Source organism: Brevibacterium sp. JSBI002, assembly GCF_026013965.1.
Lineage (GTDB): Bacteria > Actinomycetota > Actinomycetes > Actinomycetales > Brevibacteriaceae > Brevibacterium.
Genome location: NZ_CP110341.1, coordinates 389,400 through 406,108, shown reverse-complemented (window position 1 = coordinate 406,108; position 16,709 = coordinate 389,400). Strand labels below are relative to the sequence as shown.

Genomic DNA, 16,709 nt, shown 5'->3' with positions numbered 1-16,709 from the left:
CATGAGTGAAATGAGTTCACGTCAGTCGAATCTCGCTTCCACTCTGCACAATCTCGACGGTCGCAGCTACGGCAATCTCAAGCAGATCCGCGGCCGCTACAGCTTCGGACCGGTCACCGTGTTCATCGACCGAGTCCAGGCCGATCCGTTCGCCTCACCGTCGAAGGTCCGGGTGCGCGTCGACCGTGCCGATGCGAAGTTCCCGCTCGACCTCACCACTGATCGCGCCGACCGCATCGCTTCATCCGACTACCTGCTCCGTGCCGGCAACGAGGTGCTTGCGAAGCTCGATCAGCGCGCACTCATCCTCGGCCGTCCGGGGCAGGAGATCCTCGAGCGGACGAACATCCTCATCGATGACGCCGGGTTCGAGGCACGACTGCTCGTCAATCTGCCTGCGCGCGGTCGCCGCGTCCTCGGCCATCAGGCGGCGGACATCCTCACCCGTGATCTGCCGGAATTCGCCGAACGGCTCTTCCTCTTCGACCGCTGGTCAGACGCCCCAGCAGGCAGAGGAGGGAACACCCACGCCCCATCGGCCCGCGGGCTCGCCGACCACGTCCAACTGCACCGAGACCAGTTGGAACTGCGCAGCCACCTCGGCGAAGCAGGACTCATCGGTCTCATCGGAAATGGTGCGATTCTCCCGCGAAAATCCGGGGATTCGGACCTGCCGATGAAGTCCTCCGATGCGGTTGCCTTCACCTCCCCTCCCGAACTCGAGCACACTGTCGAACTCTCCAGCGGCCGCACCGTCACCGGCATGGGCATCCCTCGCGGGGTCACCGTCATCGTCGGCGGCGGCTATCACGGGAAGTCGACGATTCTGCGCGCGCTCGAACGCGGCGTCTACCCGCATATTGCCGGCGACGGGCGCGAATGGGTCATCAGCGACCCGACTGCCACCTCCATTCGAGCCGAGGACGGTCGCGCCGTCACCGGCGACGACATCTCGGCGTTCATCAACAACCTACCCTCGGGCTCTGACACGAGATTCTTCTCCACGACGAATGCCAGCGGGTCGACCTCGCAGGCGGCCAATCTCGTCGAAGCGATCGAGGCGGGCGCGAACACCCTGCTCATCGACGAGGACACTTCGGCGACGAACTTCATGATCCGCGACGAACGCATGCGTGCGCTCATCCCCGCCGAGCGGGAACCGATCACCCCGTTCGTCGACCGCGTCCGACCTCTGCTGACCGAGCAGGGCGTGTCCACGGTGCTCGTCGCCGGTGGATCGAGCGCATTCTTCGAAGTCGCCGACCACGTCATCGCGCTCGATGCCTATGTGCCCAAGGAAGTCACGGACCAAGCGCATGAGCTCGTCGGCATCACCGCAGCCGACCTCGAAACGGCTCCAACCGGCCTCGACGAATCAACCCGCCTCGACCCCGCGGCCGAACCCGGTCGCGACCCGGCCACAGACTCAGACTCCCCGGCTTTCACTGCCGCACCGCGCATGCCGACGGCGAAGGCGCTGCGGCCTGCGTCGAAGACGAAGACCGCTCGTGCGAAGGGATCCGACCGGATCCAATTCGGCCGCGACTTCATCGACCTAATCGCCATCGCTCAGCTCGTCGACACGCAGCAGGCGTCGGGAGTGGCCGAAGCCCTCGAATACCTCGCGGAGATCTTCGACGGACGCACCTCCCTGACCCAGGCGCTGGCCGAGGTCGAGGACATGCTCGACGCTGAGGGCCTCGACGGAATCACCGGCCACCGCGACCATCCGGGCCACCTGACCCGGCCGCGCCGGCAGGAGATCGCCGCCGCACTCAACCGCTACCGCGGTCTGAGCCTCGAACGCTGAGCAGAACCTCGAACGTGGGCTCGAGCCTCGACCCTCAATTGTTGAACTGAACCTCGCCTCTACCTGTTCAGCAGCCCAACCAGCTCAGCACTCGTGCCCACCGGCAGCGAGCACGAGGTCCCCCGGCACACGATCGCCGTCCCCGCGGGACGTCGACTTCCCGACCATCCGGCCCCGGAACCCCCGTCGAGGCCGTGAGCAGAGTGAGCGACGGATGCCTGGCCGCGATGTTCCGCAGCGCATCGTCGACGGTGGCGACCCGCACGGGCGACAGGGCTCGCTCCGCCTGCCACAGCGCGTGTCCGCACCCGCGCGGAGCCTGCCCTGCCAGCGCCCGATAGACCCCGAGCAGCCGGTCCCGAACCTCCAACAGTCGTCCCGTATCCAGTTCGGCGACCTCACCCGGGGATGCCGCCTCACCCAATGACTCCGACCCGGCAGACGTCGCTGCCTCGACGCCGATTTCGGCGAGCAGAAGCACCGCCTCGGCAGCCGCGGATCGTCCAGACGGCACGGTGTTGTCGACGGGGTCGGCCGACTTCACGTCGATGATCCCGTCACCGAGCGAATCGACCGCTTCGAGGACCCCGTCGCCCCGTTCGGAGGTGAAGAGGTCAAGCATCTTCGCACCGAGATCGACCAGGTCCTCCACCCTCACCGAGGCGGCTCCGTCCGGGAGCTGTCGGACCGTGATCCCAGCGGTGATGAGTTGAGCCCAATCGGCGAGCCCGCCCTGCCCGGGGCCGGCCACACCATCGGTGAAGGACCGGCGCACATCGAAGCCAGTCGGACCCGCTGCGTCCACCGATTCGGGTGCAACGCCCGGCTTGAACCGGTCATGCATCGCCGTCCAGAATCGCACGGCAGTTTCTGCCCACAGCGCAGGATCCGCAGATTCGGCGTTCCCTGTGATCGCACCACCAGCCGGGTCCGCACTCCCCGTCGAATCGGCACCACCGACAGGCTCAGCTCCCGCACCGGAGTACAGGGCCGCCTCGGCGAGGGCGGTGACAGCCAGGGAATTCCATTCGGTGATGATCTTCGTATCGCGGGCCGGCTGGGACCGGCGAGCGCGCAGCTGCTCGAGCACCTCGCGCTGATGCCTCGTCGCGTCAATGTCCCACGGCGCGGGGTGGTCGACGTCGAAGGGCACGTCCTCCATGCCGAGCCAGTCGATGATGCGCACGGCCGCGACGACCTGCCCGGAGAGCTCACCCCCTGCCGGCGAGTCGACGAGCCCGAGCAGACCCGCCTGCCCGGCTTCCGCGAATTCCTCGGGGGTGAAGACGTAGGCCGCGCCCTCTTCGGACACGCCAGCCGAGTTGAGCGAATCCGCATCGAGAGCGGCGATGAATCCGTCAACGGCCGACAGATCGCTGATGAGGAAGTTCGCGGTGTCGGCTATCTCGCGTTCGGCCAGGGCGAGCCATTTCGACCCCGGGTCAAGGGCGCGTTCGACTTTCGCCCAGGCGACGGCGGCGCGCAGGTAGAGGGCGTTGTCGTAGAGCATCTTCTCGAAGTGCGGCACGAACCACTGCCGGTCGACGCTGTAGCGAGCGATCCCGCCGCGCACCTGGTCGCGCATGCCTCCGGAGGCGATCCGCGCCAAAGTCGAGCGCACTGCGATGAGGCAGTCGAGGACGAGTTCGCCGGTCAGGTGCCCATCGGCACCGAGCCAGCCGAGCCGTCCCTCGGCCCGGACCCGATCCATCGGGTGCTCCCCGGTCCCTCCCCCGTTCGCCGAGGCGGTCCCGCCGGTTCCCGGTCGCGCCGAAGCGCCGTCGTCCGCTCCCTCACCCGCCGAGGCGGTCCCGCCCAAGCGCACGAACGCCGCGAGGAGCTGGAGGACGTTCATCATCGGTGGGAACTTCGGGGCACCGCCGAACCCGCCCCATGCCGGATCGTAGGAATCGAGCAGCGCCGCGGCGGCGGAATCGAGTTCATCGGGGGTCAATGACTGCGCGGCTGCCTCGGCGGGAAGAGCACTCGTCACGGCATCGGCCATTTCGGCCAACCCGCGGTCCATCCGGGACGTCATCTGGTGGACTTCGTCGCGGCGGTCCGTCCAGGTCGCCGATACGGCGGAGAGCACCTGCGTGAATGCGGGCAGGTTTCCTCGAGGCGCGGGCGGGAAATAGGTGCCGGCGTAGAAGGGACTGCCGGCAGGTGTTGCGAAGATCGTCATCGGCCATCCGCCTTGGCCGGTCATCGCCTGCAGGGCGTTCATGTAGTAGGCGTCGATGTCCGGCAATTCCTCCCGGTCGATCTTCACGGGCACGAACCGGTCGTTCACCATCGCCGCGACCGCTTCGTCCTCGAAGGATTCGTGGGCCATGACATGGCACCAGTGGCAGGTGGAGTAGCCGATCGAGATGAGGAGGGGGACGTCACGGCGGGCCGCCTCGGCGAGGGTGTCCTTCGTCCACATCCGCCAGTCCACGGGATTGTCGGCGTGCGCGCGCAGGTAGGGGCTGGTCGAGTCGGCGAGTTCGTTCGGCATGCCCCCAGCGTCTCACTTCGGGCGATCACGTGCGAGGTCACGCTCAAGACAGTGCGAGATCTTCCCCATTCAGCCGACAAGGGAACTGGTTTTTATGGGAGCATGAGGCCATGACCACCGCATCGAACACCGACTCCCACCACCCGAGAATCGGCCTCGACGCCCGCAAGATGGCCATCACCGCCGTTGCCGCCGTCGTCTTCCTCGTCACTTGGATCGCCGCCGAGCTCCTCGAGACCATGGCGCAGGATACCTATGTGTCGTCACCGGGACCGAGCCTCCTGCATCTGGCACTCATCGCCGTCTCCGGCTCAGCTGCGATCACAGTCGGCAGGGACCTTCGCCCGGTTCCCCGCAGCGTGTTCATCGTCGTGACCGTGGTTCTCTGCGCAATCGCGTTGCTGAAGTCGATCTTCACCGTCGACGCGTTCGGCACGGATACCGAGGGCTTGGCCGACGCTTCCATGCTCCTCTCGGTCCTCGACATCCTGAATCTCATCGTGGCGGTGGCCTTCCCGATCGTCGTGACGCTCGCCCTGGCCGCGGTCACGGCTCGACTCGTCCCCATCGCCGAGGCGGCCGCCCCCAACGCCATCCGCCGCCGTTCGCGTACCGCCGCCACCGGGTTGTTCGTCGCAGCCGGGACCGTGGTCCTCGTCTGGCTGCTGCGCACCATGTTCGTCGACGTCATGTTCCTCCTCGAATACGGTGATGTCTTCAACGCGCTGGGCGCCGCACTGGGGTTCCTCTCGGCGATCTTCGCCCTGCGGGTCATCGCCGAGTCTCGGTCACTGCCGGCCGATGCACCGGCAGTCGGGGCGTCTCCGGTCGGCAATACACCGCGATCTGCTCGCACTCTGGCGTTCGTCGTCATCGCCTGCGGACTGCATCTGTGCCTGGAATCGACCATATTGGCGATCGGATATCCACCGGCCCTCACCCTGGGAGACCCGGGCTGGGTCGTCGGCATGTTCGGCCTCGTTCTCGGCAGCCTTGTGCTCGCAGTCCGCACGCTCAACTGCGCTCCGACTGACGACGCCCAGACCCGCAACGAAGAGTCTGCCCTATCCGGCGACGAGGAGAGCGACAAGTCCCACGACCGCGCGATCCGCCGGCCCGCCCACGACTGAGCCGGCCCGCGACTGCCGCAGACTGCTCGCCCACAGCTGAGCCGCCCCACGTGGTGAGACCACATCATCCGACGGGCAAACACCTCTTCCTCCTCAGCGCCGCTTCTTCTACACTATGTAGAACTCAGCGAGGAGGGAGCCGAACACGGTGACCACCGCTGTCGGACAGGAGGACGACCATGAACACCGAATCACCCCGGACCCTCGACGCCAAGGACTGCTGGGAGCACCTGCGGTCGACCACAGTCGGCCGACTGGCGGTCATCGTCAATGACGCCCCGGAGATCTTCCCGGTCAACTTCACCGTCGAGCATTCCGCTCTTGTGCTCCGCACCGGGGACGGCACGAAGATCGACGCCATGCGCAGTCACCCCCGCGTCGCCTTCGAGATCGACGGCGTCGATGAGGAGACCGCATTCAGCGTCGTCGTCAAAGGCGATGCGAAGGAGATCACCGCTCCCGACGACCTGCGCAGCACCGTCTCGCTCGACGTCTCCCCGCTGCAGCCCGGCACGAAGAATCACTTCGTCCGGATCCTCGCCGAGAAGGTCACCGGCCGCAGCTTCCCCGTGGCCGATCCGACGACGTGGAAGTCAGCTCTCAGCGACGTGGCGCGCGCTCCGCACGAGTGACCGATGCGGCGCGTTCGGGCAGTGTGATTCGAACTCGAACGCTGGGGCGGCGCCCGGTCATCAGAGAGCTTCGACAACCTCGACGAGGCGGTCAGGGGCGTTGGTGATGATGCCGTCGGCGCCGACGTCGATGGCCCGTTCCATCTCGCCGAGGTCATCGACCGTCCACACCAGGCTCGTCATTCCGAGTTCGTGGATGGCCGTGAGGAACTCCTCGTCGGCGGCGCAGAACTCGGGGTTGACCTGGTCGACCCATTCGGCGAAGTCCTGGAGTTCGTCCGGGCACGGGCGACCGAGCACTCCGACCGGGATCTCCGGGGTGAGTCCGTGGAACTCTTCGACGAATGCCCAGTTCGCGGACTGGACGACGAGCATGCCGGCGGCCAAAGCCCGGTCGAGATAGTTCGGCACGGCGCGCAGGGCGGTCACGATCGCCTCGGCGATTCCGGGATAGATCTCGGGGTGCTTGACCTCGAGCAGCAGACCGGTGCGGGTGTCGTGGGCGAGAGTGAGCACCTCGGCGAGACGGGGCACGCGGATCCCGGCGAATTCCTCACCTTTCCAGCTTCCGGCATCGAGGGTGGCGATCTGGGCGGCATTCATGCCGGCGATGCGGCGGTCTTCGCGGTTCGGGTACAGGGTGCGGGCGTCGGTGGTGCGATCGACGGTGGTGTCGTGCATGATCACGAGCTCACCGTCGGCACTCATGTGGACGTCGGTTTCGATCATGTCGGCGCCCTGGTCGATGCCGGCGATGAACGCAGGGATCGTGTTCTCCGGCCAATCGGCGGACGCACCTCGGTGTGCGACGACCAGGGGCGGGACTCGAACTCGGGCAGGGTCGATCACGGTGCCGGCGGCGCCGGCGCTGAGGTCGCGGGGTGAGGGATCAGAGGTGGGGGTGGCGAGGGTGATGGGCATTTCAGAACTCCTCCACGGAGACTGCGGGTGGCGTTCGGACGCCGGATCCAACTGCTGTGCGGTGACCGAACGATGAGTACTAGGCCGCCCAGATTACGCGGCCCGAGCAAGTTCCGGATGATGCGCGAGTGGACGGAACATGAATCCTGACGGTGTCGGCACTGGCCGTCGCCTGGGCTGACGCTGACTCGGCCGAAAGGGAATGTCGCCCTTCGGGCAGGGGCCACTGCCACAACCCCGGGAGCAAGGGTGGCAGACTGGGAGTAACCACGGACGGAGTTCTCGCGTTCCGCACCTCCGATCCTCTCCAGCACGATTGCCGAAGGAGGCGCAGTTCGATGGAGCTACTCCAAAGTGTGTTTGACAGTGTCAGCGGAGTGTCGTCATACATCCTCGTCGCTGTTCTCATCCCCACAGGTCTGTATTTCACCATTCGCACGGGAGTGGTGCAGGTCCGCCTGCTGCCCGAGATGTTCCGCACCCTGACCGAGCCGGGCGGACGGGATTCCGAGGGCAACAGGAACATCTCGCCGTTCCGCGCATTCTCGATCTCTGCGGCCTCGCGTGTGGGAACGGCGAACATCGCCGGTGTCGCCCTAGCGATCTCGCTCGGTGGTCCGGGCGCAATGTTCTGGATGTGGCTGACGGCCATCGTCGGCGGAGCCACGGCCTTCGCCGAGTCTGCACTCGGCCAGCTGTACAAGCTCAAGGACGGCCCGAACTTCCGCGGCGGTCCTGCCTACTACATCAGGCACGGGCTGAACATGAAGTGGCTCGGTCTGGTCTTCGCCGTCATCGTCGCCATCACCTACGGCATCGTGTTCAACTCGGTGCAGTCGAACTCGATCGTCGACGCCGTCGGCGCATCCTTCGGAGTCGAGAGCTCGGACGGCGTCTTCGCTGCAGTGGCTGGCGCGATCATCGCCGTCGCCGCGTTCCTCATCTTCGCCGGAGGTGCCAAGCGCATCTCGAACATCTCCGCTTATCTGGTGCCGATCATGGCTGGCCTCTACCTCATCGTCGGCATCATCGTCGTGGTGATGAACATCGGTGCCGTGCCGTCGATGATCGCCACGATCGTCACCGACGCTTTCAGCATGGATTCGATCGCCGGCGGAACGCTGGGATCGATCATGCTCATCGGAGTTCAGCGCGGTCTGTTCTCCAATGAGGCCGGCATCGGTTCGGTGCCGAATGCCGCGGCCACCGCCTCGGCGTCGCACCCGGCCAAGCAGGGCTTCGTACAGGCGCTGGGCGTGTACTTCGACACGATCCTCGTCTGCTCGATCACCGCGTTCATCATCCTGCTGTCGAACCCGGAGTACGGCACCTCCGCCGAGGGCATCCAGCTCACGCAGACGGCGCTGAGCGGTCAGCTCGGTCAGTGGGCGATCCACTTCCTCACGCTGGCGATCTTCCTCTTCGCGTTCTCGTCGATCCTCGGCAACTACTACTACGGCGAGGCGAACATCGAGCATCTGACGACGAACCGTGTCGCGCTGCGTGTGTATCAGGTCATCGTCATGGTCTCGGTGTTCATCGGTGCGATCGCGGCCCTCGACCTGGTGTGGACCGCCGCAGATATCTTCATGGCGATCATGGCGCTCATCAACCTCTTCGCCCTGCTGATGCTCTCGCCGCTGGTGTTCTCGCTGCTGAAGAACTACCAGCAGCAGCGCAGAGCCGGTTATGAACCGATCTTCCGCCGCGGCGATCTGCCCACGTTCAAGCGCATCAATACCGAGGTCGACGCCTGGGACGGCACCGACGAGGTGACCACCGCGAAGTTCTGGCGTGATCGCGGGAAGAAGGTCCGCCCCGACAACGAGTGATGCTGTTGAGCAGCTAGCCACAACCCACATCGGGCGCTCCCTTCGCAGGAGCGCCCGATGTGTTTTCATTCCCCCGAGTCCAGAAGCAGTCCTCTGACTCTAAGGAGGTCCCGATGAGTGTCGACCGCGCTGAGTTGGCAGATGCCCTCGCCGAGGCGACCGGATGGTCGGTCACGGCCGATCCCCACCGAGTGACGTTCACGAATGATGATCCACCGCAGGTGGTCATCTGGACTGTTACCGATTCCGAGATCGGTCAGATGCGATACAACCAAAATCTCCCTTCCCGGGAAGCCGGGGGTCGTCAGAGCGCCGACCTCAGTGCCTTGGGCCTCCCACTCGACGAAGCGTTAGGCCCATTCGAGGGATCCCGTGGGGTGATTCGTGGGACTGACCTGAGGATCATCGAGTAGCCGCGACTCGTCGAGGTCTGTGGGTAGGCAAAGGGGTCCGGCGCCGCGACTGCGGCACCGGACCCCTTCTGTGCAGATGCGCTCACTCCACGGGGAGTTCCAGGCATAGGCGAGGCATCAGCGGCCGGCCCAATTGCGTATGTGGAGTCACCTACCGGCTGGAGTGAAGTCAGTGCTGCCGACGAACTCCGGGCGCGGTTTCGGCGCTGCGAACGGTTCCACACACGTGTTCTCCACCGAGTTGTACACGATGAAGATATTCGAGCGCGAGAACGGAGTGACGTTGCCGTTCGACGCATGCATGCAGTTGGAGTCGAACATGATCGCTCCGCCGGCCGCTCCTTCGAGCACGTCGATGCCGTATTCGTCGGCGAAGTCACTGAGAGTCTGACGATCCGGGGTGCCCGCACCCTGCATGATGAGTGACTTCCGATAGTTGTCCTCGGGGGTGCCTCCCACGCAGCTGATGTAGCGCTTGTGCGAACCGGGCATGATCATCAGCGGACCGTTGAATGAGTAGTTGTCCGTCAGCGACAGCGAAAGACTCACCGCGCGCGGAGTGGGCATTCCGTCCTCAGCATGCCAGGTCTCGAAGTCCGAATGCCAGGAGAACTCTTTGCCCACGAATCCCGGCTTGTAGTTGATCCGGCTCTGATGGATATAGACATCGGTTCCGAGGATCTGACGTGCACGGTCGACGAGGCGCGGATCGTTCGCGATCTTCCTGAAGATCTCATTGGTGCGATGGATGTCGAATATCGACCGGACCTCGTCGGACTCGGCTTCGACGACGGTACGCTCATCGGCCTTCACCTCCGGGTCGTGCGAAAGCCTCTGAAGCTCCTCGGTGAAGAGTGTGAGCTCTTCGATTGTGATGAGCTGATCGATCGTCAGATAGCCCGTGTCCTCGAAGTGCTTGAGATCAGCCGCCTCGAGGGGGCCGTCTTCGGGAGAGCCGAAGACGATCGGACCCGTGCGCGGGAGAACCTCTGTGGTTTCACCGGAGCGAGTCGGATAGAGATCTGTAGTTGCGGTCGCAGCTGACACTGCAGTCATCATTTCTCCTTCCTTCGCTATGTGCCGTCTGCCGGGGCGGAGCCGAGACTGCTCATCGCCTCCGCAGATCGGGCTGTGCGACCACCGTAACAGGAGGACATCGTCCCCGGTACCCCGGTCAGAGCCAAGACAGAGAGACCGGCACCGCGGAGCATCCACCAGCGATGGATCGTTCCGAAAGTGCCGGTCTTTCATTTGACGGTCAGCGTTTGACCGATTTCGAGGTGGCCCCGGTCGCCCAACTGACCTGGCTGAAGGTGACGCGGTAGTACCGCTTGCTCTTCGACTTCACCTTGTAGACGGCCTTGCCCTTCTTCGCGGAGACTGTCTTCAGGGTCTTCCACTTGCTGCCGGATTTGACCTGGAAGTTCACCTTCGGGTTGTAGTTGACCTTGCCGTACTTTTCCGGGTTATAGAGCTTCGTCGATGAGGTCAGGGTGACGGTGCTGCCTTTGCGCTTCGAGGACAGCGAGGCGTAGGTCTTGCCACGGACGTAGAAGCTGCTCTTTGTGTAATCAGTTCGCTTGAAAAACTTATCGGCGTCGTAATTGTTGGCCCAAACGATAGATGGACCCAACCCGTACTTCCCAAGGCCATAGTCAGCGGGACAAATCTCAACTCGGGTTCGCCTGCTATCCCCATCTGAATCATAGTCCGCGTCAGCAATATACTCGCCGCTACGATATACCTCTGTTCTCACATCCCAATCTCGCACACCGGATTTCTTATGAAGCATGTCGACCTCAATATTTCTGCACGCATCGTTTGAGACAGTCAAACTCTTGGCAGAAAGTTTAGTCACGTCGAACGTCCCGGTTGCCGCTTCAGCGGACACAGCGGGTGCGACGGCAAGCGCCAAAGCGGCAACGGCGGAAACGAGCGCACGTCTGATGAATTTCACGGAGACTCCAATGAGAATGAGTAGACAGAGGAATGCCAGAGTGGGAGTCACTGAAAGTGGCGTCGGCAGGATGCGTCACGATAGTTGAAGTTTCGTCAATCCGAACATTATCACAGCTGAAGTCGCTTTCGGACAGAAATCAGCCGGGCATGCGAAAGGGCGGTCCGAGTGTCGAAACACTCGAACCGCCCTCGCAGCGAACCGAACTCACCGACGTAGCGGTCGGCAACCTCGGCGAGGTGAAGCTTCTCAGCTCACGGGTGCTGTTTCGTCTTCGAGGATGAGCGGGTACACGCCGTTTTCGTCGTGGACCTCACGGCCGGTGACCGGCGGGTTGAACACGCAGGCCATGCGCAGCTCTTCCTCGGCGACCACGGTGTGCTTCTCATTTCCGTCGAGCAGGTACATAACACCGTCGTGGAGCGGGTATTCCTTGCCGGTCTCCAGATCCGTCAGCGTACCCTTGCCCTGCACGCAGTACACGGCCTCGACGTGGTTCTGGTAGTGGAACGTCGAGGTGGTTCCGGCATAGATCACGGTGTCATGGAACGAGAATCCGACGCGCTCCTTGCCGAGCACCATGCGGCGTGAGCGCCAGGTCTCGGACTTCACATCACGGTCGGTGTCGTTGAGGTCATCGCGGTTGACTACGTACATTAGTGGTCCTTTCGCAAAAGGTCGGTGAAAGTGTTCAGGGGTGGGCCGCGGACTTCCGTCTCACTACAACGGCTCCAGTCGGCCCGGGTGGGCGATCGAACAGGTGAGCTCGAATCCGCCCAAAGCTCGGGCCGGCGCCACAGCTGCGACGCCGGCCCGGCAGAGGTGGGTCAGGCCAGTGCGGCCTTCGCGGAAGCGGGAGCGAACTTGAGCACTCCGGCCTCGATGATGTCCAGGCCCGCCTGCAGATCGCGCGAATCGATCGTCAGCGGCGGCATGATCTTGATGACTTCGTCATCGGCGCCCGAGGTCTCGAGCAGGAGACCGTTTTCGAAGGCGTAGGCGGCGACCTTCTCGGCCACTTCGAGGTCTTCGAAGCAGACGCCGGCCAGCAGGCCGCGTCCGCGAATCGAAGCGCCTTCGGCCTTCTCGACGATTCCGTCGAGGCGCTGGTGCAGCGCGGCGATGGTGTCGGCAAGTTGGTTCTGGAAGTCGTTGTCGGCCCAGAAGGTCTTCAGCGCCGCAGTCGCGGTCACGAACGCGGGGTTGTTTCCGCGGAAGGTGCCGTTGTGCTCGCCGGGCTCCCAGACGTCGAGCTCGGGACGGAACAAGGTCAGTGCCAGCGGCAGACCCGAACCGGAGATCGACTTCGACAGGCAGACGATGTCGGGCTCAATTCCTGCCTCTTCGAAGCTGAAGAACGAACCGGTGCGGCCGCAGCCTGCCTGCACGTCATCGACGATGAGGAGGATGTCATGCTTCTTGCACAGGTCGGACAGTGCGCGCAGCCATTCGGCGCGAGCGGCACGCAGTCCGCCCTCGCCCTGCACGGTCTCGACGATGACAGCGGCGGGCTTATCGACGCCCGAGCCGGAGTCCTCGAGGACCTTCTCCAGCCACAGGAAGTCCGGGACCTCTCCGTCGAAGTAGTCGTCGTACGGGATCTTCGAGCTGTTGGTCAGCGGGATGCCTGCGCCCTCGCGCTTCATCGAGTTGCCGGTCACCGACAGCGATCCCAGCGTCATACCGTGGAACGCGTTGGTGAACGAGAGCATGTGCTGACGGCCGGTCACCTTACGAGCGAGCTTGAGAGCCGCCTCGACGGTGTTGGTTCCCGTCGGTCCGGGGAACATGACGGAGTAGTCGAGTCCGCGAGGCTTGAGGATGAGGTCCTGGAAGGTCTGGAGGAACTCACGCTTGGCCGGGGTCTTCATATCCATCGAGTGCAGAACGGCGCCCGACTGCAGGTATTCGATGAGCGGGCCCATCACGGCCGGGTTGTTGTGGCCGTAATTGAGCGCGCCAGCGCCGGAGAAGAAGTCGAGGTACTCGTTGCCGTCTTCGTCCCACTGCTTGGCGCCCTGCGAACGGGCGAAGGTGGCGGGCCAGGAACGGCAGTAGCTGCGAACAGCTGATTCGCGAGTTTCGAAGATGTCGGGCTTGTCAGAAGGTGTTTCGGTCATCTTTGGAGTCCTTTCGACTTCTTGATTGTGCGGCTGCATCGTGTGCAGTCGCCGAGGCGGTGGCCGCTGCCGCCCATTGCGGGCGCTTCCTTCCGCCTCCTGGCACCCGTCGCGTTCGCTCCCTTGGAGCAGAGGGCTGCGGGGTGCCGGGGTGGGGCTCGTTACAGGGGTGCGATCTCGTAGAGGTACTCGGTGTCGTGCCCGTCTGGGTAGAGGTCCGGGGTGAACAGCGGGCGACGGTTGAATCCGGCGCCGCGCTTCTCCGCGAACGCCTGGAACAGGCGGTTGGACGCCGCATTGTCGTCGGTGATCGTCGTCTCCATGCGGAGAGCGCCGGTCCGGTCGGCCAGCTCATGGAGCATGGTCGATGCGAGTCCGTGTCCACGGAAGTTCTCGTTGACGGCGACCTGCCAGATCATCAGGGTGTCCGGATTCTCGGGACGGGTGTACCCGGTGATGAAGCCGGCGGGCTCTCCGTCGATTCGTGCGATCACCGAGGTGTCCGCGAAGTCGCGGCACCACAGCAGGTATGAGTACGAGGAGTTCAGATCGAGCACGGCTGTGTCTTTCGCGAGCCGCCATAGATGTTGTCCGTCCTCCAGTTCTGGAGTTCGGACGTCGATTTGCGTCTTCGGTTCAGCGAGTGCGTTAATCACGTCAATAAACCTAACGGGCTGAGATCGAGCGTCAACCTCGAAACCCTCGATTCCGGGCCACTTTCACAACGCGGCCCCCGGCCTACCGATATGTAACAGACCGGACTTTCCCTATGGCATCTCTGGGATGCGTCGGGGCGCTCCTTCGCGCTCATACCGCGCCAGCGGTTCGTTATCGTTTCGTTACATTTGGCGGGATTTGGAACAGAGGTTCCACGTGTTCCATGTCACTTCGATCGAATTGGGACAGCAAGGAGTCCTGTTGCCCGATATTGCCATCTGAGCCTCTGCGAGCGGGTTCGCGGCGGCTGCGAGGTAGTTCGCGCAGGCGCGAAGGTGCCCGCGCAGCGCCGTCATCAGCCGGATGTTGCGCGCCTGCCACCGCAGACACGATTTAAGTGTGCGAAGAATGTCGCTGAGTGGCCGATTTTCGGCATTCTTCGCACACTTAACTCTTTCTCCCCGCTGCTTCAGGCCGCTGCAGAGGTACGGAAGTAGATGAGTGCGCAAAGCCGGCTCGAGAGGCCGCGACTCAGGTGAGCGCCGCTTGCCTGGCTCCGAACCTCAGACGCACTGACCTCAGCACTCGACGACCCGGCCTACCTCAGCACTCGACGACGTTGACGGCGAGGCCGCCCATCGCCGTCTCCTTGTACTTCGAGGACATGTCCGCGCCGGTCTGGCGCATCGTCTCGATCACCTCGTCGAGGCTGACCCGGTGCTGGCCATCGCCCCACAGAGCCATGCGGGAGGCGTTGATGGCTTTGCCTGCGGCGATCGCATTGCGTTCGATGCAGGGCACCTGCACGAGTCCGGAGATCGGATCGCAGGTCAGGCCGAGGTTGTGCTCCATCGCGATCTCGGCGGCGTTCTCCACCTGCTCGGGCGTCCCACCCATCACGGCAGCCAGTCCCCCAGCCGCCATCGACGAGGCGGATCCGACCTCTCCCTGACAGCCCACCTCGGCGCCGGAGATCGACGCACGTTCCTTATAGAGGACTCCGATGGCCGCCGCGGTGAGCAGGAAGTCGACGATCGCCCGATGCTTCGCGGACTCGCCGCCTTCCATCACCGCGGGAACGTAGTTGAGCGCATAGTGCAGTACGGCGGGGATGATGCCGGCCGCCCCATTCGTCGGCGCGGTGACGACGCGGCCTCCCGAGGCGTTCTCCTCGTTCACGGCCATTGCGATGAGATTGACCCATTCGAGGTAGTAGCCGGGATCCCGGTCGGGGTCCTCGGCCTTGAGTTTGAGATACCAGTCGTGTGCGCGGCGGCGGACCTTGAGTCCTCCGGGCAGATACCCGGAGCGGTCGAGGGACGCCGAGGCGCATTCCTCCATCACCGAGTAGATGTGGAGCAGTCCGTGCCGGATCTCGTCCTCGTCGCGCATCGACAGTTCGTTGGCGTGCATGATCTCGGCGATCGACAGGTCGTTCGCGCGGCAGCGCTGAAGCAGCTCGACACCGGAGTGGAAAGGATAGGGCAGTTCTTCGTCGTAGGACTCGAGTTCGGCATCGACGACAGAGTCCGCGACCGCGAACTCGGCATCGCCGTATCCCGCACCTTCCTCGGCGGTCTTCTCCTTCTCGAGGAATTCGGTCTCCGAGGTCACGAATCCGCCGCCGACGGAGTAATAGGTCTCCTCGGCGAGGGTCTCCCCCGCAGCGTCGTAGGCGGTCACGGTCATGGCGTTCGTATGGCGCGGGAGGACGGTCAGCGGTCGTTTGACCATGTCATCCTCGGTGAACTCGAGTTCGACTCCGTTGCCGGTCGAGTCGCCGAGGATGATCGTCCCGGTCTCGGACATCCGTGTCCGCCGGGCGGTGAGTTCGTTGGCTTCAATGAGATCGGGGCGGCAGCCCTCGAGGCCGATGAGGATGGCGTCGAAGGTCCCGTGGCCAGCACCGGTGGCGGCCAGGGAACCGTACACGTCGACGCGCAGATCCGCAACGGATCTCAGCGAATCGCTAAGGAGGTCGATGAAGCTCGCGCCGGCACGCATCGGTCCGACGGTGTGGGAACTCGACGGTCCGATGCCGACCGTGAAGAGGTCGAAGACACTCAATGGCATGGCAATCACTTCGTTTCTGATGAGATGACGGCGGGGCCGACCGAACAGCCGTGCACTCACGTGCATGGCGAGCCGATGCCGACGATGTGTCGGCACCGACCTCGACCGACCCCGCTTCAGGGTTTGCAGCCTCCGCCCCTAACAGGGCGGAGCGAGACTCCGGTGAGTCTCGCGCTGAGGCTCAGAGGGAGTTCGCCTCGGCGTAGGCGGCGGCGTCCATGACTTCGCCGACCTCGGTCACGGCGACCTCGAACAGCCAGCCCTCACCGTAGGGGTCGGAGTTGAGCAGTCCGGGTGAGTCCACGGCCGCCTCGTTGATGGTGACGACCTCGCCGGTGACCGGGGTGTAGAGGTCGGACACGGACTTCGTGGATTCGACCTCACCACAGGTCTCACCTGCGGTGATGGTGTCGCCGACCGCGGGCAGGTCGACGTAGACGACCTCGCCGAGGGCATCGGCGGCGACGGCGGTGATGCCGACCTTGACGGTTTTGCCGACGAGTTCATCGGCAGCGCCGTCGACCCATTCGTGTTCGGCGGAGTAGGTGAAGTTCTGCGGGAGCGGGGGCAGCTGTGCCATATGTCTTCCTTACTGCGACCGCCGCCGGAAAGGGCGGTCACGACGTTGTTGTGCCAGGTGGGACCAGTCTACGAGTCACCGGTC

At 64.1% G+C, this 16,709-nt stretch carries 13 protein-coding genes; 4 read left to right on the top strand and 9 right to left on the bottom strand.

The genetic code is table 11. From position 1 onward, the window contains the following. The first annotated feature begins 10 nt into the window (after window positions 1–10). Window positions 11–1,810, top strand: coding sequence for an ABC-ATPase domain-containing protein (locus LJ362_RS01735; protein ID WP_264800460.1), 1,800 nt, complete (start codon window positions 11–13; stop codon window positions 1,808–1,810). Between the two features lie 67 nt (window positions 1,811–1,877). Here LJ362_RS01735 and LJ362_RS01730 read toward each other — a convergent pair whose 3' ends face one another. After that, window positions 1,878–4,310: a thioredoxin domain-containing protein gene (locus tag LJ362_RS01730; RefSeq protein ID WP_264800458.1), complete on the bottom strand. Its 2,433-nt coding sequence runs from the start codon at window positions 4,308–4,310 to the stop codon at window positions 1,878–1,880. Window positions 4,311–4,420: 110 nt separating this feature from the next. Between LJ362_RS01730 and LJ362_RS01725 the strand changes: the two genes are divergently transcribed. Both LJ362_RS01725 and LJ362_RS01720 read left to right on the top strand, forming a co-directional pair. Continuing rightward, window positions 4,421–5,440, top strand: a complete 1,020-nt coding sequence (locus tag LJ362_RS01725) for a hypothetical protein (RefSeq protein WP_264800457.1) — start codon at window positions 4,421–4,423, stop codon at window positions 5,438–5,440. Between the two features lie 179 nt (window positions 5,441–5,619). Next, complete coding sequence (locus tag LJ362_RS01720) at window positions 5,620–6,072, top strand: pyridoxamine 5'-phosphate oxidase family protein (protein WP_264800456.1); 453 nt, start codon at window positions 5,620–5,622, stop codon at window positions 6,070–6,072. 60 nt (window positions 6,073–6,132) lie between these two features. Here the strand turns inward: LJ362_RS01720 and LJ362_RS01715 are convergent, their stop codons facing one another. Next, entirely contained in the window at window positions 6,133–6,993 is an 861-nt protein-coding gene (locus LJ362_RS01715; RefSeq protein ID WP_264800454.1) for a glycerophosphodiester phosphodiesterase, read from the bottom strand. 338 nt (window positions 6,994–7,331) lie between these two features. Here LJ362_RS01715 and LJ362_RS01710 point away from each other — a divergent pair, with 338 nt between their 5' ends. Next, a complete protein-coding gene (locus LJ362_RS01710) occupies window positions 7,332–8,825 on the top strand; it encodes an alanine/glycine:cation symporter family protein (protein ID WP_264800453.1) in 1,494 nt (497 codons plus the stop codon). A 560-nt stretch (window positions 8,826–9,385) separates the two neighbouring features. Here LJ362_RS01710 and thpD read toward each other — a convergent pair. The 7 genes from thpD to gcvH all read right to left on the bottom strand — a co-directional run bounded on the left by thpD (window position 9,386) and on the right by gcvH (window position 16,625). After that, window positions 9,386–10,294: an ectoine hydroxylase gene (gene thpD, locus LJ362_RS01705; RefSeq protein ID WP_264800451.1), complete on the bottom strand. Its 909-nt coding sequence runs from the start codon at window positions 10,292–10,294 to the stop codon at window positions 9,386–9,388. Window positions 10,295–10,496: 202 nt separating this feature from the next. Further along, on the bottom strand, window positions 10,497–11,195 hold the full coding sequence (locus LJ362_RS01700) for a hypothetical protein (RefSeq protein ID WP_264800450.1): 699 nt from the start codon (window positions 11,193–11,195) through the stop codon (window positions 10,497–10,499). A gap of 249 nt (window positions 11,196–11,444) precedes the next feature. Beyond that, window positions 11,445–11,852 (bottom strand): ectoine synthase, encoded by a 408-nt coding sequence (locus tag LJ362_RS01695; protein WP_264800448.1) that lies wholly within the window; start codon window positions 11,850–11,852, stop codon window positions 11,445–11,447. Between the two features lie 170 nt (window positions 11,853–12,022). After that, window positions 12,023–13,315, bottom strand: coding sequence for a diaminobutyrate--2-oxoglutarate transaminase (gene ectB / locus LJ362_RS01690; RefSeq protein ID WP_264800447.1), 1,293 nt, complete (start codon window positions 13,313–13,315; stop codon window positions 12,023–12,025). A 161-nt stretch (window positions 13,316–13,476) separates the two neighbouring features. Beyond that, on the bottom strand, window positions 13,477–13,872 hold the full coding sequence (gene ectA, locus LJ362_RS01685) for a diaminobutyrate acetyltransferase (protein ID WP_244195312.1): 396 nt from the start codon (window positions 13,870–13,872) through the stop codon (window positions 13,477–13,479). A gap of 703 nt (window positions 13,873–14,575) precedes the next feature. Next, complete coding sequence (locus LJ362_RS01680) at window positions 14,576–16,045, bottom strand: L-serine ammonia-lyase (RefSeq protein ID WP_264800445.1); 1,470 nt, start codon at window positions 16,043–16,045, stop codon at window positions 14,576–14,578. Between the two features lie 181 nt (window positions 16,046–16,226). Next, window positions 16,227–16,625 carry a glycine cleavage system protein GcvH gene (gene gcvH / locus LJ362_RS01675; RefSeq protein ID WP_180954376.1) on the bottom strand — a complete coding sequence of 133 codons (399 nt, stop codon included), beginning with the start codon at window positions 16,623–16,625 and terminating at the stop codon, window positions 16,227–16,229. Window positions 16,626–16,709: the final 84 nt, after the last annotated feature.